The 23,910-nt window shown below is 61.7% G+C and carries 19 protein-coding genes and 1 pseudogene; 14 read left to right on the top strand and 6 right to left on the bottom strand.

Features of this window, described 5'->3' with window-relative positions; translation table 11 throughout:
• Window positions 1-205 precede the first annotated feature (205 nt).
• The 4 genes from BLW71_RS32435 (at window position 206) to BLW71_RS32420 (ending at window position 4,376) form a co-directional block, all read left to right on the top strand.
• The gene (locus tag BLW71_RS32435; RefSeq protein ID WP_091806923.1) at window positions 206-1,087 is read left to right on the top strand and encodes an MBL fold metallo-hydrolase; all 882 of its coding nucleotides are present in this window, start codon (window positions 206-208) and stop codon (window positions 1,085-1,087) included.
• A 39-nt stretch (window positions 1,088-1,126) separates the two neighbouring features.
• Complete coding sequence (locus BLW71_RS32430) at window positions 1,127-2,446, top strand: NAD(P)/FAD-dependent oxidoreductase (protein ID WP_286162173.1); 1,320 nt, start codon at window positions 1,127-1,129, stop codon at window positions 2,444-2,446.
• A 33-nt stretch (window positions 2,447-2,479) separates the two neighbouring features.
• A complete protein-coding gene (locus BLW71_RS32425) occupies window positions 2,480-3,283 on the top strand; it encodes a sulfite exporter TauE/SafE family protein (protein WP_091806921.1) in 804 nt (267 codons plus the stop codon).
• A gap of 124 nt (window positions 3,284-3,407) precedes the next feature.
• Window positions 3,408-4,376 carry a LysR family transcriptional regulator gene (locus BLW71_RS32420; protein WP_091806919.1) on the top strand — a complete coding sequence of 323 codons (969 nt, stop codon included), beginning with the start codon at window positions 3,408-3,410 and terminating at the stop codon, window positions 4,374-4,376.
• Between the two features lie 65 nt (window positions 4,377-4,441).
• Here the strand turns inward: BLW71_RS32420 and BLW71_RS32415 are convergent, their stop codons facing one another.
• Both BLW71_RS32415 and BLW71_RS32410 read right to left on the bottom strand, forming a co-directional pair.
• The gene (locus BLW71_RS32415; RefSeq protein WP_091806917.1) at window positions 4,442-5,230 is read right to left on the bottom strand and encodes an alpha/beta fold hydrolase; all 789 of its coding nucleotides are present in this window, start codon (window positions 5,228-5,230) and stop codon (window positions 4,442-4,444) included.
• Between the two features lie 248 nt (window positions 5,231-5,478).
• Window positions 5,479-6,360 (bottom strand): aldo/keto reductase family oxidoreductase, encoded by an 882-nt coding sequence (locus BLW71_RS32410; RefSeq protein ID WP_091806914.1) that lies wholly within the window; start codon window positions 6,358-6,360, stop codon window positions 5,479-5,481.
• An 89-nt stretch (window positions 6,361-6,449) separates the two neighbouring features.
• On the opposite strand from BLW71_RS32410, the gene BLW71_RS32405 reads away from it, so the two are divergent.
• Window positions 6,450-7,097, top strand: a complete 648-nt coding sequence (locus tag BLW71_RS32405) for a TetR/AcrR family transcriptional regulator (protein WP_091806912.1) — start codon at window positions 6,450-6,452, stop codon at window positions 7,095-7,097.
• Between the two features lie 214 nt (window positions 7,098-7,311).
• Here BLW71_RS32405 and ilvD read toward each other — a convergent pair whose 3' ends face one another.
• The gene (ilvD, locus tag BLW71_RS32400; RefSeq protein ID WP_091806910.1) at window positions 7,312-9,174 is read right to left on the bottom strand and encodes a dihydroxy-acid dehydratase; all 1,863 of its coding nucleotides are present in this window, start codon (window positions 9,172-9,174) and stop codon (window positions 7,312-7,314) included.
• A gap of 594 nt (window positions 9,175-9,768) precedes the next feature.
• Here ilvD and BLW71_RS32395 point away from each other — a divergent pair.
• Window positions 9,769-11,739, top strand: coding sequence for an alkyl/aryl-sulfatase (locus BLW71_RS32395; RefSeq protein ID WP_091806907.1), 1,971 nt, complete (start codon window positions 9,769-9,771; stop codon window positions 11,737-11,739).
• A gap of 120 nt (window positions 11,740-11,859) precedes the next feature.
• Here the strand turns inward: BLW71_RS32395 and BLW71_RS32390 are convergent, their stop codons facing one another.
• Window positions 11,860-12,558, bottom strand: coding sequence for an NADPH-dependent F420 reductase (locus tag BLW71_RS32390; protein WP_286162172.1), 699 nt, complete (start codon window positions 12,556-12,558; stop codon window positions 11,860-11,862).
• 89 nt (window positions 12,559-12,647) lie between these two features.
• Here BLW71_RS32390 and BLW71_RS32385 point away from each other — a divergent pair, with 89 nt between their 5' ends.
• The gene (locus tag BLW71_RS32385) at window positions 12,648-13,535 is read left to right on the top strand and encodes a LysR family transcriptional regulator (protein ID WP_091806903.1); all 888 of its coding nucleotides are present in this window, start codon (window positions 12,648-12,650) and stop codon (window positions 13,533-13,535) included.
• A 117-nt stretch (window positions 13,536-13,652) separates the two neighbouring features.
• On the opposite strand, the gene BLW71_RS32380 is transcribed toward BLW71_RS32385, so the two are convergent.
• Window positions 13,653-14,537: a LysR family transcriptional regulator gene (locus tag BLW71_RS32380; RefSeq protein WP_091806901.1), complete on the bottom strand. Its 885-nt coding sequence runs from the start codon at window positions 14,535-14,537 to the stop codon at window positions 13,653-13,655.
• A 76-nt stretch (window positions 14,538-14,613) separates the two neighbouring features.
• Between BLW71_RS32380 and BLW71_RS32375 the strand changes: the two genes are divergently transcribed.
• The 6 genes and pseudogenes from BLW71_RS32375 to BLW71_RS32355 all read left to right on the top strand — a co-directional run bounded on the left by BLW71_RS32375 (window position 14,614) and on the right by BLW71_RS32355 (window position 21,261).
• Window positions 14,614-15,915, top strand: a complete 1,302-nt coding sequence (locus BLW71_RS32375; RefSeq protein ID WP_091806899.1) for an aspartate aminotransferase family protein — start codon at window positions 14,614-14,616, stop codon at window positions 15,913-15,915.
• A gap of 240 nt (window positions 15,916-16,155) precedes the next feature.
• Window positions 16,156-16,974 (top strand): class I SAM-dependent methyltransferase, encoded by an 819-nt coding sequence (locus BLW71_RS32370; protein ID WP_091806898.1) that lies wholly within the window; start codon window positions 16,156-16,158, stop codon window positions 16,972-16,974.
• Between the two features lie 230 nt (window positions 16,975-17,204).
• Window positions 17,205-18,533, top strand: a complete 1,329-nt coding sequence (locus BLW71_RS32365; protein WP_091806897.1) for an NAD(P)/FAD-dependent oxidoreductase — start codon at window positions 17,205-17,207, stop codon at window positions 18,531-18,533.
• A gap of 367 nt (window positions 18,534-18,900) precedes the next feature.
• Window positions 18,901-20,364, top strand: a complete 1,464-nt coding sequence (locus tag BLW71_RS32360; protein ID WP_091809134.1) for a DEAD/DEAH box helicase — start codon at window positions 18,901-18,903, stop codon at window positions 20,362-20,364.
• A gap of 33 nt (window positions 20,365-20,397) precedes the next feature.
• Window positions 20,398-20,523, top strand: a pseudogene (locus tag BLW71_RS42430) (LysR family transcriptional regulator); the annotation flags it as partial.
• Window positions 20,512-21,261 (top strand): LysR substrate-binding domain-containing protein, encoded by a 750-nt coding sequence (locus tag BLW71_RS32355; protein ID WP_286162229.1) that lies wholly within the window; start codon window positions 20,512-20,514, stop codon window positions 21,259-21,261. The pseudogene BLW71_RS42430 and the gene BLW71_RS32355, both read left to right, overlap by 12 nt.
• Window positions 21,262-21,625: 364 nt before the next feature.
• Here the strand turns inward: BLW71_RS32355 and BLW71_RS32350 are convergent, their stop codons facing one another.
• A complete protein-coding gene (locus BLW71_RS32350) occupies window positions 21,626-22,357 on the bottom strand; it encodes a GntR family transcriptional regulator (protein ID WP_091806895.1) in 732 nt (243 codons plus the stop codon).
• Between the two features lie 164 nt (window positions 22,358-22,521).
• On the opposite strand from BLW71_RS32350, the gene pcaB reads away from it, so the two are divergent.
• Window positions 22,522-23,892 (top strand): 3-carboxy-cis,cis-muconate cycloisomerase, encoded by a 1,371-nt coding sequence (gene pcaB, locus BLW71_RS32345; RefSeq protein WP_091806894.1) that lies wholly within the window; start codon window positions 22,522-22,524, stop codon window positions 23,890-23,892.
• Window positions 23,893-23,910: the final 18 nt, after the last annotated feature.

The following is a 23,910-nucleotide window of genomic DNA, read 5'->3' as shown; positions in this document are numbered from 1 at the left end:
TGCCATATGGCAGACAGTGGCAGTCCGTCGCCTGACGCTCTCTTTGGCGCGGGCCGCTTCAGGGCGGCGCGGGGGCGCATAAAAATCGATGTGGATCATGGATTTAGAACTTCCGCGCGACACCAAGGCGCGACTGGCACGATACTTGATTGAAGTCGCCTCCGAATGTTGCTGGACAGCCCGTCCGGCACGAGGAACGACTGCAATGACAGCCAGCCAATTTATCGTCGAAGGATTCTTCGACCCCGCCACGTGGACTATCAGCTATCTGCTGCTGGATCCGCGCTCGCAGCAATGCGCGCTGATCGACAGCGTGCTCGATTACGACCCGAAGTCGGGCCGGACGCGAACCGTGTCGGCCGATCGGCTAGCCGCCCGCGTCGAAGCACTAGGCGCAAGCGTGCAATGGTTGCTGGAGACGCATGTGCACGCGGACCATCTGTCCGCCGCGCCGTATCTCAAGGAACGGCTAGGCGGGAGAATCGCGATCGGCGGTCAGGTCACGCGCGTGCAGCAGGTGTTCGGCAAGCTCTTCAATGCCGGGCATGGGTTTGCCACGGACGGCTCGCAGTTCGATCACCTCTTCGCCGACGGCGAAACCTTCGCCCTGGGACAGCTGCAAGTGCGCGTGATGTACACGCCCGGCCACACGCCGGCGTGCGTCACCTATGTCGTGAGCGACGGCGACGATCACGCGGCATTCGTGGGCGACACGCTCTTCATGCCCGATTACGGCACCGCCCGCTGCGACTTTCCGGGAGGCGACGCATCCACCCTGTACCGCTCGATCCGCCGTGTCCTGAGCCTGCCTTCGCAAACACGCCTTTACATGTGCCACGACTATCAGCCGGGTGGCCGTCCGGTGCAGTACGAAAGCTCGGTCGCGGACGAACGCGAGCACAACATTCACGTACGCGAAGGAACACCCGAGCAGGCCTTCGTCGAAATGCGCAAGGCCCGCGATGCGACGCTCGATATGCCTGTTCTGATTCTTCCTTCCGTTCAGGTCAACATGCGCGCCGGCCATCTGCCCGAGCCCGAGAGTAACGGCGTTTCGTACATCAAGATTCCGGTGAATGCGCTCTGACGGATGCGTTGAGCGTCGGCACAATAGTTAGGAGAAGCAATGGAAATCAGAAAGCACACGAACCCGCAAGCTGCCGGCCACGACCTGACCGGCCTTGCCGGGCGGATCGCGTCGCCCCTCGTCGTCTCACAGGAGCGGCACGACGTCGTCATCGTGGGGGCCGGCGCCGCGGGCATCGCGACAGCGTCGAGCCTGCTCGCGCGCGCGCCGGGGCTGGATATCGCCGTGATCGATCCGGCCGACACGCACTACTACCAGCCGGGCTGGACGATGGTCGGCGCCGGTGTGTTCCGGCCCGAGACGACGGCGCGCACCATGGACGACGTGCTGCCGGCCAGGGTGCACCGGATCAAGGGCGCCGTAGCGGCGTTCGAGCCGGAGAACAATGCGCTGGTGCTCGAGGGTTGCCGCGTTGTCAGGTATAGCCAGCTCATCGTCTGCGCAGGGCTCAAGCTCAACTGGAACGCCGTCGAAGGGTTGGCGCAGACCCTCGGCCGCAATGGCGTCACCTCGAACTATCGCTACGACCTCGCCCCGTACACGTGGCGCCTCGTACAGGGGCTAAAGGGCGGACGCGCGCTCTTCACGCAGCCGCCGATGCCGATCAAATGCGCCGGCGCGCCGCAAAAGGCCATGTATCTGTCCTCCGATCACTGGCAGCGCACCGGGAGGCTCGGCGGGATCGACGTCGAGTTTTATAACGCGGGAGCGGTGCTGTTCGGCGTGGCCGACTACGTGCCCGCGCTGATGAAATACGTCGAGAGTTACGGCATCAAGCTGAATTTCGGATTCAACCTGAGCGCGATCGACGGCGAGGCGAAGCGCGCCACTTTCACGCGTACGGTGGCGGGCGGCGCGCCCGAACGTGTCGAAACGGAATTCGACATGATCCACGTGGTGCCGCCGCAGACGGCGCCCGACTTCATCGCCGTCAGTCCGCTTGCCGACGCGGCGGGCTGGGTCGACGTCGACCAGAGCACGCTGCGCCATAAGCGCTTCGATAACGTCTACGGGCTCGGCGACGTGACGAACACGCCCAACGCAAAGACAGCGGCCGCCGCTCGCAAGCAGGCGCCCGTCGTCGCGCACAACGTGCTCGCGGCGCTCGGCGCTATGTCGGGTGTCGCAACGTACGACGGATACGGATCGTGTCCGCTCACGGTCGAACGCGGCAAGATCGTGCTTGCCGAGTTTCTCTACGGGGGCAAGGTCGCACCGACGTTCCCCGGCTGGCTGATCGACGGCAAGCATCCATCGCGGCTCGCCTGGCTGCTGAAGGAGCGCATCCTGCCGCCGCTCTATTGGCGCGGCATGCTCAAAGGCAAGGAGTGGCTCGCCCATCCCCGTCTCGCCGAATGAGCGGCGGCTTGTCATCAACCCTCAAGGCTATCGATGCTGATCTCACTTCTTCTCGGCGCGATCGTCGGCGCGTTGCTTGGTCTGACGGGCGCGGGCGGCGGCATTCTCGCGGTGCCCGCGCTGGTGTTCGGGATGGGCTGGCCAATGCAGCAGGCCACGCCGGTCGCGCTCGTCGCCGTATCGAGCAGTGCCGCGGTCGGCGCACTTGAAGCCTTCCGCAAGCGGCTGGTCCGATATCGTGCCGCGCTGTTCATGGCGATCGCCGGCATTCCAGCGACCGCCGTGGGCGCCCGTCTCGCCCACGCGTTGCCACAACGCCTGCTGCTTGCGCTCTTTGCGAGCGTGATGCTGATCGTCGCGGTCCGGCTGCTACGCCAGACACTCCGCAGCGGTGCGGCACCGCAGCCCGAATCGGCGCTGTGCGTGGCGCGCGTCAACCCCGCGACCGGCCGGCTCGTCTGGTCGTGGGCGACGGGCGCGGCGCTCGCGGCAACGGGTGCGGTTACCGGACTGATGACCGGCATGCTCGGTGTCGGCGGAGGATTCATCATCGTGCCGATGATGCGCAAGCTGACCAACGTGCCGATGCACGGTGTCGTGGCTACCTCGCTTCTGGTCATCACACTGGTCGGCGGTGGCGGTGTCATCGCCACGATGCGCCACGGCGCTTCGCTACCGCTCGAAGTGGTGCTGTGGTTCAGCCTCGCCACTGGCGCGGGCATGCTCGCAGGACGCGCCGCGTCGCACCGTCTCCCGGCGCACCGGGTGCAACTCGGTTTCGCGACCATCCTGATATGCGTCGCGCTGGGGCTGATGGCGAAAGCCGCGATCGCCTGACTTCGCCTGACTTCGCCTGTCGCAGCAAAGTTGCTGCGTTCCCGTTTCCTGGAGTTGGCTGGAAGTTGGGTATTTTCGTTTATGCTGACCCATCCGATAATCCAGCTATCGAATCGAGGAGCAAATGGACCGGTTGACTGGCATGGGCGTGTTCGTCGCGGCGGTCGATGAAGGCAGTCTTGCAGCCGCCGCGCGACGTTTCGGGTTATCCGCCGCGATGGCCGGCAAATACGTGAGTGCGATCGAAGCCGAACTGAATGTAAGACTGCTCCAGCGCACGACGCGCCGTCTGAGCCTGACCGATATCGGTCAAAACTATTACCAACGCTGCAAACAGATCCTCGAAGCCTACGACGAGGCCAATCGCGAGGCGGGTGATGCACACGGAGCGCCTGGTGGCGTGCTGCGCATTTCCGCTCCGGTCACTTTCGGCGCCATGCATCTCGGCGACGTGCTCGCGAGCTTTGTGGAAGACAATCCGCAGGTCAAAATCGAAGTGTCGTTGAGTGACCGCTATGTCGACCTGCTCGAAGCCGGTGTCGATATTGCGATTCGAATTGGGCGTTTGCCCGATTCGGGGTTGATCGCACGCCGGCTCGCACCGTGCCGAATGGTGATCTGCGCGTCCCCGGACTATCTCAGGCGTCACGGAGCGCCGCGCAATCCGGACGACCTGCGGCAGGCGCCGCGGCTCACGTTCAGTGAAGCTGTGTCCGTGGGAGACTGGACGCTGGTCGATGCGAAACGCCGTTCGCATGTGATCGACGGGCCGAGCCGGATCTCGGCCAACAACACCCAGATGCTGCTTGCCGCGGCACTCGCCGGAGCCGGTATCGTTTATGGACCCACGTTCGTGTTTGGAGAGCAGATCGCGCTTGGAAAACTCGTCGAACTGCTGCCGGAGTACCACACCTCGGAATTGACGATCCAGGCGGTCTATCCGAGCGCGCGTCACATGCCACTCAAAGTGCGCCGGTTCCTCGACCATCTGGTGGCGGCATTCGGAGACGATCCGCCGTGGGATCGCATTCCGACGCGGCGTAGCGCCAGCCCGCGTCGTTCCTCCGACAAGCCAAAACGGGTGAAGTCCTAGGCGGCAGAAGCGGCGTGCCGCTCAGCGTGGCGCCGCATGCGCGTGACACGTCGTCTATGCACGAGCTATGCGGCGGCGTCTTGGGCTGCCACGAACTTCTCGATCGCCGCCGCGACCGCCTCGGGTGCCTCGAGCGGCGACAGATGGCCGATGCCCGGCAACACCTGCAAGCGCGCGCCTGCAATCCGGGGCAGCAACTCCTTCTGCAACGTCTCCACACGATCAACTTTGTCCAACTCGCCGGCAATCACCAGCACGGGGACATTGATGGACCTCACATCGTCAGTAATGTCTTCGAGCATGGCGGTGCGTGGCCACGCAGCTTTGGCTTGCGGCGCACCGCGCAGGCTGTCGGCGATGACTTGCTCACGACAGGCCGGCGTGAGCGGATTCGCCGTGAGTGCGTTGTCCAGCACCCACTCGATCGACTCGCGCGAATCATAGGCTGCTGCCATCGCCACGCGCTGCTCTTCAGGAAGAGCCATGGGCGAAGGCGGCGACGGCGCCACGAGCACCAGGCCCTGCAATCCCGCAGGTCGCCGGGACGCAAGCAACTGCGCTACTTTTCCGCCCATTGAATGACCGACCAGAATGTAGCGCCGCAGTCCCAGTGTTTCGATGACCTCTTGTGCATCGTTCGCGAGATCGGCAATCGTGTAGCCGTGCTCGGGCGCGTCCGAGTCACCCCATCCGCGATGATCGGTGGCAACGGTTCGGCATGGCGTCGACAAGCGGCCGACGACGCCGTCCCAAGTGCGGGACGATCCGCCCCAGTAGTGAAGGAACACGAGTGCCCGTTCTCCCTCCCCCTGCTCCATGACGCGAATTCTCGCGCCGCTCGTCCGGATATCCATTGCGATGCTCCCTGATCTGGTGTGCCGATGGCACGGTGGCGGATCGGATCAGGTCCGACCCGAATCAAGAAGGCATCTTAGGTTTCGCCGCTCCGTTTGATAATTACCGTCTTTTTATCGGCAGTCGATCATGGGACGATCGAAATGCAGCATGGTCGCTTTGTGAAGGTTTATGGCAACGCGCCAGCATGTTCAGGACGTTCGTCCACGTTTTCACGCGCGACCACACCTCGTGGCAGATGAGCACCTCAGTCTTTCGTATTCCCGGAACCGATGGTGTCCAACGGCGACAAGACATCCTCTGGCAAACGAAGGTTCACGCTTGCGATGTTCTGCTTCAGATGCTCGACCGACGAGGTTCCCGGTATCAGCAGGATGTTCGGCGAGCGCTGCAACAACCAGGCAAGCGCCACCTGCATCGGTGTCGCGTCGCATTGGTCTGCAGCAGCGCTCAACGCTTCGGCCTGCAACGGAGAGAAGCCGCCGAGCGGGAAAAACGGAACATACGCGATGCCATCTTCGGCAAGACTGTCGATCAGCGCGTCATCGTTACGATGAGCCAGGTTGTACATGTTCTGCACGCACGCAATCTTCGTGATCGAGCGTCCCTGCGCGATCTGCTTTGCGGTCACATTGCTCAACCCGATGTGACGAATCAAGCCTTTCGCCTGAAGTTCCGCAAGCGCGGTTAGCGGCGCCTCGATATCGCCCTCGGCGGGTGCACCCACGTCGAACATCACGCGAAAGTTCACGACGTCGAGCGCATCGAGACCGAGATGGCGAAGGTTGTCATGCACCGCCGATTCCAGTTCGGCCGCCGACGACGCAAGGTTCCACGAGGCATCGCTCCCTCGGCTGGCGCCCACCTTCGTGACAATCGTTAGCGCATCGGGATAAGGATGAAGCGCCTCACGAATGAGCTGATTCGTGACATGGGGGCCGTAAAAATCGCTCGTATCGATGTGGGTGATTCCGCTTTCGATTGCAGCACGAAGCACCGCTATCGCCGCGGTGCGGTCTTTCGGTGGCCCGAAAACGTGCGGCCCCGCTAGCTGCATCGCACCGTAACCCATGCGCGTCACAGGACGCTCGCCAAGTTGAAAAGTACCTGCCCGCGTAACTTCGGTCATCGACCCACTCCTTCGTTCGGATTGTTGTTGCAGTAGCCGCAACACGTTCGACTAGAATACGAATAATCATTCAGATTGTGAATTCGCATATGCGCACGGATAACGGACAGGGGCTGAACGCCCGCAAACAGCCGCAACAGGCGCGTTCCCTGGCGACCGTGGACGCGATTTTCGACGCGACTATTCAGGTTTTGCTGGCCGAGGGGTTGCAGCGGCTCACCACGATCCGGGTGGCGGAGAGAGCCGGCGTTTCGGTCGGCACGCTTTACCAGTACTTCCCGCAAAAGCAGGCGCTTCTCTTCGCCGTGCTGCAACGGCATCTGGAAAAGGTGGTGAGCGCAATGGAGGCCGCCGCCTTGTCAGCGCACAGCGCCTCTTTGTCGACGATGGTGAAGGCTGTCGTTGCGGCATTCGTGAAGGCAAAAACGGAGAATCTGGACGAATCGCGTGCTCTATACGCGGTGGCGCTCGAACTCGACTCGCGCGACTACGTTCGCGAAGTGCAGTCGCGTCACCGCGTGGCGCTAGAGGCTATGCTAAAGACGGCGTCCGACGCGCATTTTGACGACATTCCCACGACCACTTTCATGTTCATGGGCGCATTGGCCGGCCCCGTACGTTCGCTGCTTGAAGGGAAGCCGCCGCAATCGATGATCCGCAAGCTTCGCGGCCAACTCGAGTCGCTCTGTCTGGGGTATCTGGAACGCGAAGCGCGTCCGAAGTATTCGGCTGCGTAGCCTCATACGCGGCAGGTGCTGATCTGCCGACGCCACGCGCAGTGAACTCTGTGCGCGGAAAGTCCACGCGGCCTGCCCTCGTTGCAAGGGCGCGGCCGTCAGGGACAGTCGCTGCCCGACGCTTTTCAGCTCGAGCAGCAACGCGACCGCCGGGCATTACCCGGCGTGTCGACTCCTGGTCCTGATCGCCTGACCGCGACAGGACCTTGGCACTTCACTTGCGCTTCAGTTGCGAGATATCGCGCACCGCGCCGCGGTCGGCGGAGGTGGCCAGCGCCGCATAGGCCTGCAACGCCTGCGACACTACGCGCTCGCGAGCAACCGGCATCCACGCCTTGTCGCCGCGGGCTTCCATGGCTGCACGGCGGCTCGCCAGTTCCTCGTCCGACACCACCAGGTGCATCTTGCGCTTGGGAATGTCGATCTCGATCACATCGCCGTCTTCCACCAGGCCGATCGTGCCGCCTTCGGCCGCTTCCGGCGACGCGTGCCCGATCACCAGCCCGGACGAACCGCCGGAGAAACGGCCGTCGGTGAAGAGCGCGCAGGTCTTGCCCAAGCCCTTCGATTTCAGATACGACGTCGGGTAAAGCATTTCCTGCATGCCGGGACCGCCCTTGGGGCCTTCGTAGCGGATCACGACCACATCGCCGGCCACGACCTTGTCGCCCAGAATGGCTTCGACAGCATCGTCCTGGCTCTCGAAAACGCGCGCACGCCCCGAGAAAATCCACTGCGATTCGTCGACACCCGCGGTCTTGACGATACAACCCTTGTCCGCGAGGTTGCCGTAAAGCACCGCGAGACCGCCGTCTTTCGAATACGCACTCTCCTTGCTGCGGATACAGCCGGTCTTGCGATCGGTATCCAGCGAGGTGAACGTGGCTTCCTGGCTGAACGCGACGGTGGTCGGAATCCCGCCCGGAGCCGCGCGGAAGAACTTCTGCGCTTCTTCGCCCGCACCGCCCGCGATGTCCCATTTGGCGATCGCATCGCCCAGCGTGCCGCTATGCACGTTGCCGCACGACAGGTCGAGCAGGTCCGCGCGCGCCAGTTCGCCGAGAATGCCGAGGATGCCGCCGGCACGGTGCACGTCTTCGATATGGTATTTGTCGGTAGCGGGCGCGGCTTTGCACAGGCACGGCACTTTGCGCGAGATGCGATCGATGTCGGACATGGTGAAATCGACACCGGCTTCCTGCGCCGCCGCCAACAGGTGAAGCACGGTATTGGTCGAACCGCCCATGGCCACGTCGAGCGCCATGGCGTTCTCGAATGCCTGCTTGGTGGCGATGCTGCGCGGCAGGACCGACGCGTCTTCTTCCTGGTAGTAGCGGCGGCACAAGTCCACCACCAGACGGCCCGCCTGCTCGAACAGCCCCTTGCGCCATGCGTGCGTGGCGACGATCGTGCCGTTGCCGGGCAGCGCCAGACCGATCGCTTCGGTCAGGCAATTCATCGAGTTCGCCGTGAACATGCCCGAGCAGGAACCGCACGTCGGGCAGGCATTGCGCTCGATTTCCGCGACTTCCGCGTCGCTGACGCTCGAGTCGGCCGCCTTGATCATCGCGTCGATCAGGTCGATCTTGGCGATCACCTGGCCGTCTTTCGGCGATTTGACCTTGCCGGCTTCCATCGGACCGCCGGAGACGAAGACCACCGGGATGTTCAGGCGCATGGCGGCCATCAGCATGCCCGGCGTGATCTTGTCGCAATTGGAGATGCAGACCATGGCGTCGGCGCAGTGCGCGTTGACCATGTATTCCACCGAGTCGGCGATCAGTTCGCGCGAGGGCAGCGAGTACAGCATGCCGCCGTGGCCCATGGCGATGCCGTCGTCTACTGCGATGGTGTTGAATTCCTTGGCGACGCCGCCGGCCGCTTCGATTTGCTTCGCGACCAGCGCGCCGAGGTCGCGCAAATGCACATGGCCCGGCACGAACTGGGTGAACGAATTCACCACCGCAATAATGGGCTTGCCGAAATCACCGTCCTTCATGCCGGTAGCGCGCCACAAGGCGCGCGCGCCGGCCATGTTGCGACCATGAGTCGAAGTTCGTGAACGATATTCAGGCATCTGTATCCTCAGATATTGGGGTCGTTTAAATTTGACTTGCCTCGGCGCAGCCCGGCCAGTCGTGCCTTGACGGGCGGCGATGGCTTACCACTGCCCCATGAGCAGTGGCGTGCGATAGCGCGGACGGTGTGCGACGAGAATGGACGAATAATGCGAGAGAGCGAGTAAGACGTCCAATATATTTTTCTGGCTGGATTAGGTCGGAAAAGATATTAATGGCGCCTGATGATGGGCGCAAGGCGCTGGGACGCGGTAGTTGGAGCGACAACTACCCTCGGCTGGTGGTGTGGCATTCCGAGGCCAATATGGCCGCCGCTTCCGCCCGATTGCCATCAATACGCGCCATTTCTCCTTCCGATAACGGACAACGTGGTCGACACGTTTTCTATAAATACCTGGCATACCCAATTAACAATCCGGGCATATATCCGCCGCCTTCACGCTCGCGAGCACCACGCCGGACGCAGGGCTTTCCCGAATGCGCTCGCAGACGTTGCTCTGGATCAACTGTCGCAAGCCGCTGGACCGCATATTCAACCCACGACAACTGCCGCTCGATCGCATTGAACAGGTGATATCCGACAAGGAGCCGTAATGAAAACCGGTACACGAATAATCAGCACCTTGGGATGGTGCGCGGCGCTTGTCGTCGCCGCGCCCGCCATGGCGCAGACTCCGCAGGACGCGACCCGCTCGACTCGAGAGGTCAATGGGAAACTGCATGCCTATCTGCCGTTTTCGAACCAGCAGGATTTCGAAGACGCGCGACGCGGGTTTATCGCCGATGTGCCCAGCCCGGTAATCAAGGGCGAGGCGGGCAACGTCGTGATCGACCTCGCCCAGTACGACTTCCTGAAGAGCACAGCAGAGGCCCCGGCGACGGTCAACCCGAGTCTGTGGCGTCAGTCGCAACTCCTCGCGATTCGTGGGCTGTTCAAGGTGGTGGATGGCATCTACCAAGTGCGAAACATCGACTTGGCCAATATTACGTTTGTGCGAGGCAAGACCGGCTGGATCGTTATCGACCCACTCACCTCGACAGAGACTGCAAAGGTTGCACTCGAACTGGTCAACAGCAAGGTCGAGCGCCTGCCCATCACCGGCGTGATTTTCACGCATAGCCATGTCGACCATTTTGCGGGCATTCGCGGCATCGTCGACGAAAAGGATGTCCGGGCGGGCAAGGTTCCGGTGATCGCGCCCGAGGGTTTCATGGAAGAGGCGATCAGCGAGAATGTGTTCGCGGGCAATGTCATGAGCCGCCGGGCGTCCTATATGTACGGCAACCTGCTGCCGAAAAACCCCCGCGGAAATGTAGGCGGCGGCCTCGGGCTGACGACCGCGGCCGGGACGATTACCGTTTTCGAGCCTAGCAAGCTCATCACAAAGACGGGCGAAACACTCACCGTGGATGGCGTTGAGATCGTGTTCGAGATGGCACCCGGCACCGAGGCCCCTGCGGAGATGCTGTTCTATTTCCCGCAGTTCAAGGCAATCGACCTGGCTGAGGACGCCAACCATACTCTGCATAACATACTGACCTTGCGCGGTGCGAAGGTCCGAAGCGCGCAGAAGTGGGCCGGAGCACTGAACGAGACCATCGACCTCTGGGGCAAAGACGCGGTGGTTTCGTTCGGGAGCCACCACTGGCCGCAATGGGGTAACGAGCGTGTCGTACAGCACCTGGAGAAGCAGCGCGACCTCTACAAGTACATCAACGACCAGACGCTGCGCATGGCGAACCAGGGTTTGACCATGCACGAAATAGCCGATGAGTTCGTACTGCCGGATTCGTTGGCCAAGGAATTTTATAATCGGGGCTACTACGGCAACCTGAAGCACAACGTACGTGCTACCTACCAACTCTATCTCGGCTGGTGGGACGCCAACCCGGCGGACTTCGACCCGCTTCCGCCGACTGATGAGGCGAAGAAGTACGTGGAAATGATCGGGGCGGACAAAATGATGAAGCGCGCAAAAGACGCCTACGACAAAGGCGACTACCGCTGGTCCGCAACCATTACGAACAAGCTGGTATTTGCGCAGCCGAAGAATCAGGCGGCGCGCAACCTCGAGGCCGACGCGCTCGAACAGTTGGGTTACCAGGCAGAGTCAGGCCCGACCCGTAACTTCTATTTGAGCGGCGCCCAGGAGTTGCGCGGCGGAGTGGTGAAAGTTGCCACGCCGAACACTTCGTCCCCTGACATCATTCGTGGCATGACCACCGAAATGTTCCTGGATTTTCTCGCCATCCACCTGAACGGCCCGAGGGTGGGAGACAGGAGCTACGCGTTCAACATCGTATTCCCCGATATCAAGGAAAACTATGCGCTGACGGTGAAGAACGGCGTGATGAACTACGGCAAGGGCAAAACGCTCGCCAGCCCCGATGCCACCGTGACGCTGGACCGCTCGACCCTCGACGATATTGCTCTTGGCAAGCTCAAGCTCGGCAACCTCGCAGACAGCGGAAAGGTAACATTCGACGGTGACCGTGCGAAGTTCAAGGAGATGCTCGGGCAGTTCGACAAGTTCGACTTCTGGTTCACGATTGCCGAACCGTGAAAAAGGCGTGACCCGTTTGCGATTTCGTCACCGCTCGATGCGTTTGCGTCACGCATCGAGCGAAAGAAATGCTCTCCGGCGGCACATCCGCGCCGCCGCTTGCCCAAAGCAATGAGATGCCTAGTGCCGCCACGAACCATGCGGCAACTCCACATTTCGCTCGGCTTGCGCCAACTTCTCCAGAAGCCCGGCACGATCCAGCCGAACGCAATAGGCGGGCTTCGCCCGTTCAAAGCGCCAACTCGCGGACAGCGAGCCCGCATCGACCGCATCGAAGCCGAATTGATCGAGAATGCCGGCGACCGCCTGCTTTGCCGCAACGTCGTCCCCTGCGATTGGCAGCGCGCGTCTATTGGGTCTTCCAGTCGGGACGCCGTCGGTTTCGAGATCCTTGGCGAGAATCGCGCTGAACGCCTTCACGAGCCTAGCTCCGGGCAAGTGGCGCGCCATCAGTTCGCTGGTGGTCAGGGTGTACTGGTCCAACGCATCGATATGGCCATCGCGTTCGGGATAATAGTTGCAGGTGTCGATCACTATCTTCCCTTCCAGTTCCGCAACCGGCAGCGTGAGATAGCTGCGCAGCGGCACCGAGATCACGACAATGTCGCCGAATACCGCCGCCTCACGCGCGGTTCCGACGCGGTAACCTGTCGCCGCAGCCGTGCTCATCAGCGTTTCCGGGCCTCGCGAATTGCTGATCATCACCTCGTAGCCGTTCTGCTTTGCCAGCGTCGCGAGCGCCCTGCCAAGAAATCCCGCACCCAGAATACCCATCTTCATTTTCAATCTCCTGTTGGACCTGCGGGCGGCGCCATTCACCGCCCGCACCGTGCAATCACTATGATTGAAAACCTAACCGAGATAAACGATGATTCTGGTTCGCCTGTAGAAACTATAAGTGGGGAATCATGGACCGCCTGACCAGCATGGCTATCTTCGTGAAAGCCGCCGAAAGCGGCTCGTTTGCGGCGGCCGCTCTCGCCTTCGGTATCTCGTCGCAAATGGCTGGACGACATGTGATCGCACTCGAAGAGCGTGTCGGCGCGCCGCTCCTTGCCCGGACAACCCGGCGCCAGAGCCTGACTGAAATCGGCCAGATTTTCTATGAGCGCTGCAAGGCCCTCTTGGCGGACGCTGAGGCGGCGGAATCGGTAGCGATGGATTTCTCAGCCTCGCCGCGCGGACGCCTGCGTGTCACCGCTCCGGTCACATTTGGATCGTGTTGCCTCGCGCCGTTGATTACCCGTTATCTTCGCGAGCATCCCGAAGTCCAGGTCGATCTCACGTTGACCGATCGTTTTGTGGATCTCGTGGATGAAGGGTATGAGGTGGCGATCCGGCTCGGCGCGCTGTCGGATTCGTCGATGATCGCGAAACCACTCATGCCGTACCGACTGCTCGCCTGTGCGTCGCCGGCTTATCTGGAAGAGCGTGGTGAACCCAAAACGCCGGAAGCACTGGCCAAGCATGAATGCCTTGGATTCTCCTTCACGTCACTACCTCCGTACAACGAATGGGTCTTCGGCAGCGCGCGCGGCAAACATGCGGTAACGGTCAGCGGGCGCTTTCAGGCCAACGATACGAAGGCATTGATCGCCGCTGCGATTGACGGCTTTGGCATCGCGCTCGCGCCGGAGATCGCGGTCAGGGACGACATTGCCGCAGGCCGGCTCGTACGTCTTCTGCGCAAGTACGAGGCGCCGGAACGCCCAATGCACGCGCTCTTTACCGCGAGGCGCGCTACGCCTAAATTGCGCGCTTTCATTGATTTGATGGTCGAGGAATTCGGACCGTGAGATCGCGCACTTGCGGCCGATCACTGCTGCATCTCGCGCAAACCACCGGCACGCGACAGGCGACTGAACTGAGCGCCGCCCATCGCTGGACCACCGCCCTCTTCCGAGTCCGATCGATCACAGCAACGGAAGTGTCAGCCTGATGTGTTCCGCGAATACCGTGATCAGATGAGCGGGACGCTTCCGCTCGAACTTCAGGGAAATGCCGATAGTAGGCAATGGCGGAAGCGTCGGATCGCCATTGAGTATGTGGAGATCGGCGGCGACGGCAGTCTGCGTGATGACGGCGAACGCCTGGCCCGAACGGACCAGGGCCGTGAGACCGGCGAGACTGCTGCTCGCATAGGCGATGCGGTAATCCCTGCCCGCGCGTCGCAGCGCTTCGCACGCTGCCACATGGTCGAGTGTGTCGGGATCGGAGAGCGCCAGCGGCAACGGGTCGAAGTGCGCGGAATCCAGTCCCGGGCAGCCGACCCAGACTAACGGTTCGCGACGAATGATGTCGTCGTTGGCCGCGTCTTCCGGCAACGAGATCATCGCAAGATCCAGCGCATGCATTTCTAGTTGTTCGAGCAAGCGCGGCGTTGGCGCGCAGACGACTTCCACCAGCGCATGAGGATGCAGGCTCGAAAACTGACGCAGTAAATGCGGCAGGAAAACAGCGGCGTAATCGTCCGGGCAGCCGAAGCGGATCGTGCCCGACAGCCCCTTGCCCGACAGATCGGCGATCGCTTCGTCGTGCAGTCGCAGAATGCGTTGCGCGTGGATCAACAGGCGTTCGCCGGGATTCGTCAGCACCACGCCGCGCCCCGTGCGCTGGAACAGCGGCTGGTCGATGATTTCTTCGAGGCGCTTCATCTGCTGACTCAGCGCGGACTGGGTCCGGCCGATCCGGTTCGCCGCACGGCTGAGCGACCGGACTTCGGCCACGACGATGAACGAACGCAGCAGATCGATTTCGAGTGAAAGACTCAAGATATTAGGCCCACTTCTATCTTCCATAAGAACTATTAGGTTCTATGAAACCAGAGAGCCATTTAGACTGCAAGCATTCCCGCCCAAGCCAAGGAGAAGCAAAGTGTCCCGGAACAACGATGCAACTTTCTGGCGCAACGCCAGGCAGCACCTGATTCGCTACGGCGGCACCTTCGAGCCGATGATCATCGAGCGCGCGCAGGGCAGTTTCGTCTATGACGCGGACGGCCGCGCGATTCTTGATTTCACCTCGGGGCAAATGAGCGCGGTGCTTGGGCACAGCCATCCGGACATCGTGGCGGTCATCAATGAATACGCCGGCAAGCTCGATCACCTTTTTAGCGGGATGCTTTCGCGTCCGGTTGTCGACCTGGCGACCCGTTTGGCCGAGATCACGCCTGACGGACTCGACCGGGCTCTGTTGCTCAGTACGGGGGCGGAATCGAATGAGGCCGCCATTCGCATGGCAAAGCTGGTCACCGGCAAATATGAAATAGTCGGTTTCGCGCAGTCGTGGCACGGCATGACGGGCGGTGCGGCATCCGCGACCTACAGCGCCGGTCGCAAAGGCGTCGGCCCCGCCGCCGTCGGCTCGTTTGCAATCCCTGCTCCATTCCCGTACCGGCCGCGTTTCGAGCGCCATGGTGAATACGATTATCTGGCGGAGCTGGACTACGCGTTCGATCTCATCGATCGTCAGTCGAGTGGCAATCTCGCCGCCTTTATTGCCGAGCCGATTCTCAGTTCCGGCGGCATCATCGAACTGCCGGAAGGCTACATGGCCGCACTGAAGCGCAAATGTGAAGAGCGCGGCATGCTGCTGATTCTCGATGAAGCGCAAACCGGCATCGGGCGCACGGGCACGATGTTCGCCTGCCAGCGCGACGGCGTCACGCCCGATATTCTTACCCTGTCGAAGACGCTGGGCGCCGGTCTGCCGCTCGCGGCCGTCGTGACCTCGGCCGAGATCGAAGAGCGCGCCCATGAACTGGGTTATCTGTTCTATACGACCCATGTGTCCGACCCGCTTCCTGCGGCCGTTGGTCTGCGGGTGCTGGATGTGGTCGAGCGTGAAGGGCTTGTTGCGCGTGCGAACGTGATGGGCGCGCGACTCAAACGCGGGCTGCTGGATCTGATGGAACGCTTCGAGTGCATCGGCGACATTCGCGGACGAGGGCTGCTCCTCGGCATGGAGATCGTCAAAGACCGCCGCACCAAGGAGCCGGCGGATGGGCTGGGCGCCAAAATCACCCGCGAGTGCATGAACCTGGGGCTCAGCATGAATATCGTGCAATTGCCTGGTATGGGCGGTGTCTTCCGGATCGCGCCGCCGTTGACCGTGCACGAGGATGAGATCGACCTGGGGCTGGCGCTGCTCGGGCAGGCAATCGAGCGTTCGCTTTGATGAACTAACCGGTTGGATTCGACTGCTTCGAACTTGGTCTCGGGTGAGGGTGACTACGGCGATGAAGTTCGATGCATGTTCGAGCATGTGCGTCGATCCCGGTAGAAAGCGCCTCTCCCGAATCTAGACGCAACGGTTGGACCACATCACTGCTTCAAGGGCAACGCCGCGCGTTCGTGGGGAAGGCCGTCAAACATCTTACTGCGCCTATAATTTCCGCAAGAGCATGAAGGAGGCGCAATGGGTAGCATCGGTACCGACAGCCGCTTCGCTGGCTCAATCCCCGAGCTCTACGACAGCCATCTTGTTCCGCTGATCTTCGAACCCTACGCGGTGGATCTCGCGCAGCGGGTAGCTGCGCACCATCCGTCCCACGTGCTTGAGACCGCAGCCGGCACTGGCGTAGTGACCCGCGCGATGGCGTATGCATTGCCCGCGCATGTCGACCTCGTTGCAACCGACCTGAATCAGCCGATGCTCGATCGCGCCGCGGCAATCGGCACTCCAACGTCAGTAATATGGCAACAGGCAGACGCGACCCGGCTACCGTTCGCCGACGCGAGTTTCGATGTTGTCGTCTGCCAGTTCGGGGCCATGTTCTTTCCGGATAAAGCGCGCGCGTTTTCCGAAGCTCGGCGCGTACTTCGGCCCGGCGGCGTGTTTCTGTTCAACGTCTGGGATCGTATCGAGGAAAACGAGTTAGCCGATACCGTCACGGCGGCGCTCGCCAGCCTCTTCCCCGTGGACCCGCCGCTCTTCATGGTGCGCACACCGCATGGCTATTTCGACAAGCAAGCCATTTCGCGCGATCTCGCGGATGCGGGCTTCAGTGCGGCGCCGCAGTTCGAGACGATTGCGGCGCGCAGCCGCGCGGCATCGGCTCGCGTGGCGGCCGTCGCCTATTGCCAGGGGACGCCGTTGCGCAACGAGATCGAGGCCCGTCACGGTGCGGGTATTGACGAGGCTACGACAGCGTGTGAGACCGCGATCATTGAGCGATTCGGCACGGGATCTGTCGACGCAAAGACCCAGGCGCACGTGGTCCTCGTCCAGCGCTGACAGAGCGAACCGCTGCCTTCTTCGGTAGACGATTGACGATTTGCCTCAATGCCTGGTGGCCTATTGTTGTATGGCTTTGGGATACAACAGGATCGTCCTATCGGCGAAGCGGTGGAAGACACGAAAATCCTGGCCATGACCTTCGGAAGATGAAATCGCCCTTCAGGTGCGCATCTCCGACGGTCTCGACAGCCGTAACCTACCGGTAAGCGGCAACCAACGGCGGTGAAATGCTAAGGATCGACGAAGTCACGGACAGCGAAGGTTTCCCCGAGCGATGTGATGTCGCGGTAATAGGCGGCGGCATTATTGGCGTCAGCACTGCGTATGAACTGGCACGTCGCGGCGTCCAGGTGGCTCTGCTCGAAAAGGGCGTCATCGGCTGCGAGCAGTCGGGGCGTAATTGGGGCTGGGTGCGTCAGCAGAATCGCGACCTCCATGAGTTGCCCCTCGCGATGCAGAGCCTCAAGCGCTGGAGCGAACTGAGCGAGGAACTGGGCGAGGACATTGGGTTTCGTCAGGCGGGCATCCTGTACGGCACGGAGCATCAGTCTGACATCGCGCAATGGGAATCGTGGCTGGCCCGCGCCCGGGAAGTCGGCTTTAACAGCGAGATACTCAGTGCGCGCGAGTTGGCCGCGCGCATTCCGTCCGGACGCGCGAAATGGGCTGGCGGGCTGTGGTCGGTCACGGACGGCCGCGCCGAACCGTCGAAAGCCGCGCCTGCGATTGCTCGCGGCGCGCAAGGTCTCGGCGCGAAGGTATTTCAGAACTGCGCGGTACGAAGTCTCGACACGAGTGCGGGGCGTGTTTCCGGCATCTGGACAGAACGCGGCCGGCTCGCAGCCGATACCGTCGTTCTCGCGGGAGGCGCCTGGAGCGCGTTGTTCTGCCAGCATCACGGCATCGATCTACCCTCCATCAACGTGATGGGAACGGCGTTGCGAACTGCTGAGGCGCCGGGGGTCATCGAAGGCTGTTTCTCAGGGCCTAACTTCGCGCTGAGGAGACGGTTGGACGGCGGCTATACGATCGCTGTCCCCGGCTATGGACGCGTGGAACTCGCACCGCAAAACCTGCGGCATTCGGTGAAGTTTCGCACCATGTTCCGCAGCAAGCTGAAGAAAAAACTGAAGGTTCGCGTCGGTGCCAGCTTCTTCCACGGACCGGAGGCAAGCGCGAACTGGCGCGACGATGACGTCTCGCCGTTCGAAGCAACGCGGGTGCTGGATCCCCGGCCCGATACCGAATGGCTCGGACGTGCCCTGCAAAACGTGGCCAGCGTGTTTCCCGAGCTCGCGGGCTTGCGGATCGCTCACGCATGGGCGGGCGCGATCGACACGACGCCGGACCTCGTTCCCGTCATCTCGAAGGTCGATGCGAACCCCGGTCTCGTGATCGCGTCCGGGTTCAGTGGACACGGCTTTGGACTTGGGCCAGGCGCAGGGGTGCTCGTGAGCCGGCTGGTAATGGACGAGGCGCTGCAGTTCGACATTAGGCCCTACCAACTTGCCCGCTTTTCCGACGGAACGAAACTGAGCCGCCCCGAGATGATGTGAGTGGAGGCGGCGAACGAGCTATCGCGGCAGCCCGCTTCGGAGATTGAACCGCCAGTACGATTCACCATACTGGCGAGCGCATAACCAATTTGGATTGCCGCGGTATTTCATCCAGCACATTACGGCGGTGTATTGCGGCTATCAGGCAGGCGAGTTCGCTGGCACTAAAGATCTGGTCGAGCAGATAACGGGCCAAAAGCCGATTTCGGTGCACGATTACGTCATTGCTAACCGAGTACAGCGTGCGGACGCGGTGCCCGGCAAGCTACGTTTTTCAGTGGCGATCAACGTCGATGTGCTCGACCATGATCTGCGCCGAAAACAGGCGGCAACAGCTAAAATCGCGGCTTTAGCCCGGAATACGCCAATGTCTTTTGCCTCGCTTGGCCTGATCGATCCCTTGCTGCGTAATCTGCAGGACCTCAATTATCAGACGCCTACGCCAATTCAGGCCAAGGCGATTCCTGCTGTGCTCAGTGGCAAGGACGTCATGGCAGCGGCACAAACCGGCACTGGCAAAACGGCGGGTTTTGCGCTGCCGCTGCTGCAACGGCTAGTGCAACACGGCCCGGCGGTGTCCAGCAACCGCGCGCGTGTTCTTGTGCTGGTGCCCACGCGTGAACTGGCCGAACAGGTGCTGCAAAGCTTTGTCGATTACGGCAAGGGCCTCGACTTACGATTTCTGGCCGCCTACGGCGGTGTCAGTATCAACCCGCAGATGATGAAGTTGCGCAAAGGCGTGGATGTGCTCGTTGCCACGCCGGGCCGTTTGCTGGATCTCAATCGCCAAAATGCGGTGCAGTTTGATCAAATACAAACGCTGGTGCTGGATGAAGCAGACCGCATGCTGGATCTGGGCTTTGCGCGCGAACTCAACGCCGTGTTTGCTGCCTTGCCCGCTCAACGCCAGACCCTGCTGTTCTCCGCCACGTTTACCGATGATATCCGCGCCATGGCGGCGGGCATTCTGCGCGGCCCGGTCAATATCAGCGTCAGCCCGCCCAATGCGACGGCCAGCAAGATCAAGCAATGGGTAGTGCCGGTGGATAAGAGGAACAAGCCAGACCTCTTCATGCATCTCGTGGCCGAGAACAACTGGCAACACGCGCTGGTGTTCGTCAAAACCCGCAATGGCGTGGATTACCTGGCGGCCATGCTGGATGAAGCGGGCTATGCGGTCGACACCATCCACGGCGACAAACCGCAACCCGCGCGTCTGCGTGCGCTGGAGCGCTTCAAGACGCGCGAAGTACATATGCTGGTAGCCACCGATGTGGCTGCGCGCGGGCTGGATATCGACGACCTGCCGCTGGTGATCAACGTTGACCTGCCGATCGTGGCGCAAGACTACGTACACCGTATTGGCCGTACCGGACGCGCCGGCGCCAGCGGCGTGGCGGTGTCGCTCGTGTGTGCCGATGAAGCGCCGCAACTGGCCGCGATTGAAGCACTGATCCGGCAAACACTGCCCCGTGAAGAAGAGCCGGGTTTTGAAGCCGAACACCGCGTGCCGGAAACCAGCGCGACGGGCCAGATCATCAAGAAACCCAAGAAGCCTAAGAAGCCCAAAGTCCCGCATGCCGCGGCAGGCGCCATACAGGTGCTCAGCAAGAAACCGCGCCCGCAAGGTGGCGAAAACAAACGCAAGCCCGCGGCGCAACGCGCTGCGGCCGCGGGAAAAGGCACAAGCGGCACAAGCGGCACAAGCGGCACAAGCTTGTCCGGCAGCAGCCCATTCAGCGTGCAAAAGCCACGCAGCAAACCCGCCGGCAAGCCAGCCGCGGGTTCACGCAAGCCGGCTGGCAAACCCGCGGGTGGCCGCGGTCATTGACCTGGTTCGCCCCGAAAGGACGCTCAACGCGGCAGCTTTACCGCCGCCGGTGAGTTGCTGGGCCTTACCGGTTCCGCGGTCGGCAAGAACATCTCGCGGCTGGAGGTGCGGCTCGGTGTGCAACTGCTGCACCGGACGACGCGCCGCATTGACCTGACGACCGCGGGCGAGACTTTCCTGCTCACGTGCCGACGCATCCTTGAAGATCTGGACCAAACAGAAGCCTTTCTGTCGACGGGCCACGAACAACCTATTGGCCGCCTGCGCGTCGATCTTCCGACGACTTTTGGCCGCCGGCACATCGTGCCTGCACTGTTGAATCTGACCCGGCGATTTCCGCGGCTGGATCTCGCCGTCACGTTGCAGGATCGGGCGGTGGATCTCGTCAGCGAGGGAGTCGATCTGGCGGTGCGCATCGGCACACTCGATGCATTTCCGGATCTCGTCGCGCGTAAGCTGGGCGAGCAGAGGCTCGTTATTTGCGGCGCGCCCGATTACCTGGCACGAACCGGCGAACCGGTGCAGCGCGACGATCTGCTCACACACGATTGCTTGATCGGATGGCGTAGCAACGTACGGTCCGGCTGGCTATTGGCAGATGCGGCGAACGACAGCGGAGCCGCTTACTTCGATGTGCGAGCGCGTCACGAGTTGACGGACGGCGACACCTTGCTGAACGCGTGCGTGACGGGCTGCGGCCTTGCCCAGCTTCCCGGATGGCTGGCGCGAGATGCTTTGCGCACGGGCGCGCTGCGAGAAGTGCTGCCGAGCCTGTCGACGACAACACCGATTCATGCGATCTGGCAGAAGACACGACACCTTCAGCCGAAAGTCAAAGTCGCTGTTGATGAATTGGTGCAACTCGCCGCGTTCGAACCGTCGGTGTTCCAACCTTGATAGTCGGGGCACTCTCGCTTGCGAGCATCGGCGAGCGAGGCGGACGTGCCGGAGGCGAATCTCCGTTCGCGGTTCACGCTGCCTTCCGGATGTCTGACGCAAGCGCACCACCCATGTCGCTTGTTGGCCGACCTCTGCCTCATGCAAACGGCATGAACTTCGGAATGCAGAACGGTCGCGATCGACAGCACGCGACCCTGAACTGCCCTCCATGAAGATGCCTCCACGGTCGGCAATGGCATTCAAAGCGGTCACCGGCTGGAGCGGCAATTGCCTTAAGCATTGCGGTCGATCGGGGTTGAAACGGAACAGCCAATTGCCCGCAAACTGCAGTCGATTGGTCTGCTTGCAACCCCTGCAACGGCTAAGCGTCGGAGCGCTTCAGTCGCATCGAAACCGAGAAGCGTTCAGCCGGATGGACGCTTATCGACACTTCAAAGGTTTCCCCCGCGGAGTCGAGGTAGCGCCGCACAATCTCAAGCGCCGCAGTGCCCTTATCGACTTTCAGCCTTTCCGCCATCTCCTGCGAAATCAACGCGGCGTGCACGTCCTGCTGGATCTCCGCGATGCAGCGACCATAACGCGCTTCGATTAACGAGCTGATAAGCGCATCCGGTTGAGATCGCGCAGCATCTGCGACTTCCGTGTAAGCCGGATCGATATATACGTCGGTCCAACCGACCGGCGCACTCTCCCTGTCGCCGTCGATGCGCAGGCTCGAAACGCGCAGCCATCGCGCACCGTCAGCACACTTCAGCGTTTTGGCGAGCTTGCCGCTAGCGAAGATCTCCTCCGTCGATTGCACCAGACGCAAGTGCTCGGAGCCGAACTGAACGAGATCGTCCACCGATGCGAGCGAAGGCCGAAACTCGTTCTTCGGCTGCGTCGATTCAACGCGCGTTCCCGCGTTCTTGCGTCGCGACACGAGCCCCAACTGCTGCAATTCATGCAGCGCTGCGCGAACCGTATGCCGGCTCGTCTGATAGTGGTCGCGCAGTTCAAGTTCGGTGGGCAGATACGAGCCGACCGGATAGCGGCCGGACGCAATGCTCTCAGTCAAGTCGCGAGCGATGTCGGCGAAGTGCGGTCGATTCATTTTTGGGTGGCGATGGAGTCAATTTATCAGGGGCTAGGGTAAATCATAGCTTGTTCAACATGTCCGAACATATTAATTTACTTATGTCCGGACATATCGATGGTTTTCCGCGAATCGTCCCGGCCCTTTTTAAAACCGGTTTCCTGCACTTCCGAGAGGTCTTCATGACGAGTCGCACTGTCCCTATGGCCAGCACCGTGGTCGATTCAATCCTGTTTCGCGACGCCTTCGGCACACCGAAGATGCGTGCGCTGTTCTCCGATTACGCGCTCGTGCAGCGCTATATCGACGTGGAAGTGGCGCTGGCCAGGGCTGAAGCGCGCGTTGGCGTGATTCCGGCCGATGCGGCTGAAGTGATCGCCCGTGAATCGACGATCGAGCGGATCGATTTCGATCACATGCGCGAGGAGACAGACATTGTGGGTTATCCGATTCTGCCGCTCGTTCACCAACTCGTCGGCATGTGCGGCGAAGCGGGCCGTTACGTCCATTGGGGCGCGACGACACAAGACATCATGGATACGGCGGTCTCGCTGCAGGTGCGCGATGCGCTCGATCTAATCGACAGCGACATACGCGATCTGCGCACGATTCTGGTCGGTCTTGCAAAGAAACACCGCGATACGCCGATGGCGGGCCGCACACACTTGCAGCAGGCGCTGCCCATCACGTTTGGCTACAAGGTCGCCATCTGGCTCGCGATGTTCGACCGGCATCAACAACGCCTCGCAGAGTTGCGGCCGAGGGTGGCCGTCGTCGGATTCGCAGGGGCTGCGGGAACGCTGGCCTCGCTCGGCGACAAGGGTTTCGAGGTTCAGAAGGCGCTCGCCGATGAACTGAAGCTCGGCGTACCCGCGACCACGTGGCACGTAGCACGCGATGGTCTCGCCGAAGCCGTCAACCTGCTGACGCTCGTGACGGGTTCGCTCGGCAAAATCGCGCTCGACATCATGATCATGGCGTCGACGGAGTTCGCCGAAGTGTACGAGCCTTTCGTCAAGGGGCGCGGTGCAAGCAGCACCATGCCGCAAAAACGCAATCCGATTTCCAGCGAACTGATGCTTGCCGCGGCGAAAGCAGTGCGGCAGCAAGCGGGTCTAATGGTCGACGCGATGATCCAGGACTTCGAGCGCGCCACGGGCCCATGGCACGCGGAATGGATCGCCATTCCCGAAAGCTTCATCCTTTCGGCTGGCGCGCTGCATCAGGCCAAGTTTGCGCTAGGGGGATTGATCGTCGACACCGAACGCATGAAGCACAACCTGGGTATCACCCGGGGGTTGATCGTCGCGGAGGCAGTCATGATGGGAATGGCGCCGTTCACCGGCCGCCAGCAGGCTCACGATATCGTCTACGACGCGTGCCGTACCGTGAACGAGAAAGGCGGCACGCTCGCCGAAGCGCTCGCGGCGCTGCCTGAAGTTACCAGGCACTTCGACCGCGCGGCTATCGATCGAATGACCGATCCAGCCAACTATCTCGGCCTCGCGCCACAAATGGTCGATCGCGCCGTCGAATTGTCCAGCGGCATTTGATTGAAAGACGTGGAGGAG

Source organism: Burkholderia sp. WP9 (assembly GCF_900104795.1).
GTDB lineage: Bacteria > Pseudomonadota > Gammaproteobacteria > Burkholderiales > Burkholderiaceae > Paraburkholderia.
The sequence above is the reverse complement of the archived record's forward strand: the minus strand, read 5'-3'. Positions and strand labels throughout refer to the sequence as shown.

What these genes read in the sequence shown, in the direction of transcription:
- BLW71_RS32435 (WP_091806923.1), top strand. Translation starts at nt 206, where the DNA reads ATGACAGCCAGCCAATTTATCGTCGAAGGATTCTTCGACCCCGCCACG.
- BLW71_RS32430 (WP_286162173.1), top strand. Translation starts at nt 1,127, where the DNA reads ATGGAAATCAGAAAGCACACGAACCCGCAAGCTGCCGGCCACGACCTG.
- BLW71_RS32425 (WP_091806921.1), top strand. Translation starts at nt 2,480, where the DNA reads ATGCTGATCTCACTTCTTCTCGGCGCGATCGTCGGCGCGTTGCTTGGT.
- BLW71_RS32420 (WP_091806919.1), top strand. Translation starts at nt 3,408, where the DNA reads ATGGACCGGTTGACTGGCATGGGCGTGTTCGTCGCGGCGGTCGATGAA.
- BLW71_RS32415 (WP_091806917.1), bottom strand. Translation starts at nt 5,230, where the DNA reads ATGGATATCCGGACGAGCGGCGCGAGAATTCGCGTCATGGAGCAGGGG.
- BLW71_RS32410 (WP_091806914.1), bottom strand. Translation starts at nt 6,360, where the DNA reads ATGACCGAAGTTACGCGGGCAGGTACTTTTCAACTTGGCGAGCGTCCT.
- BLW71_RS32405 (WP_091806912.1), top strand. Translation starts at nt 6,450, where the DNA reads ATGCGCACGGATAACGGACAGGGGCTGAACGCCCGCAAACAGCCGCAA.
- ilvD (WP_091806910.1), bottom strand. Translation starts at nt 9,174, where the DNA reads ATGCCTGAATATCGTTCACGAACTTCGACTCATGGTCGCAACATGGCC.
- BLW71_RS32395 (WP_091806907.1), top strand. Translation starts at nt 9,769, where the DNA reads ATGAAAACCGGTACACGAATAATCAGCACCTTGGGATGGTGCGCGGCG.
- BLW71_RS32385 (WP_091806903.1), top strand. Translation starts at nt 12,648, where the DNA reads ATGGACCGCCTGACCAGCATGGCTATCTTCGTGAAAGCCGCCGAAAGC.
- BLW71_RS32380 (WP_091806901.1), bottom strand. Translation starts at nt 14,537, where the DNA reads ATGGAAGATAGAAGTGGGCCTAATATCTTGAGTCTTTCACTCGAAATC.
- BLW71_RS32370 (WP_091806898.1), top strand. Translation starts at nt 16,156, where the DNA reads ATGGGTAGCATCGGTACCGACAGCCGCTTCGCTGGCTCAATCCCCGAG.
- BLW71_RS32365 (WP_091806897.1), top strand. Translation starts at nt 17,205, where the DNA reads ATGCTAAGGATCGACGAAGTCACGGACAGCGAAGGTTTCCCCGAGCGA.
- BLW71_RS32360 (WP_091809134.1), top strand. Translation starts at nt 18,901, where the DNA reads ATGTCTTTTGCCTCGCTTGGCCTGATCGATCCCTTGCTGCGTAATCTG.
- BLW71_RS32350 (WP_091806895.1), bottom strand. Translation starts at nt 22,357, where the DNA reads ATGAATCGACCGCACTTCGCCGACATCGCTCGCGACTTGACTGAGAGC.
- pcaB (WP_091806894.1), top strand. Translation starts at nt 22,522, where the DNA reads ATGACGAGTCGCACTGTCCCTATGGCCAGCACCGTGGTCGATTCAATC.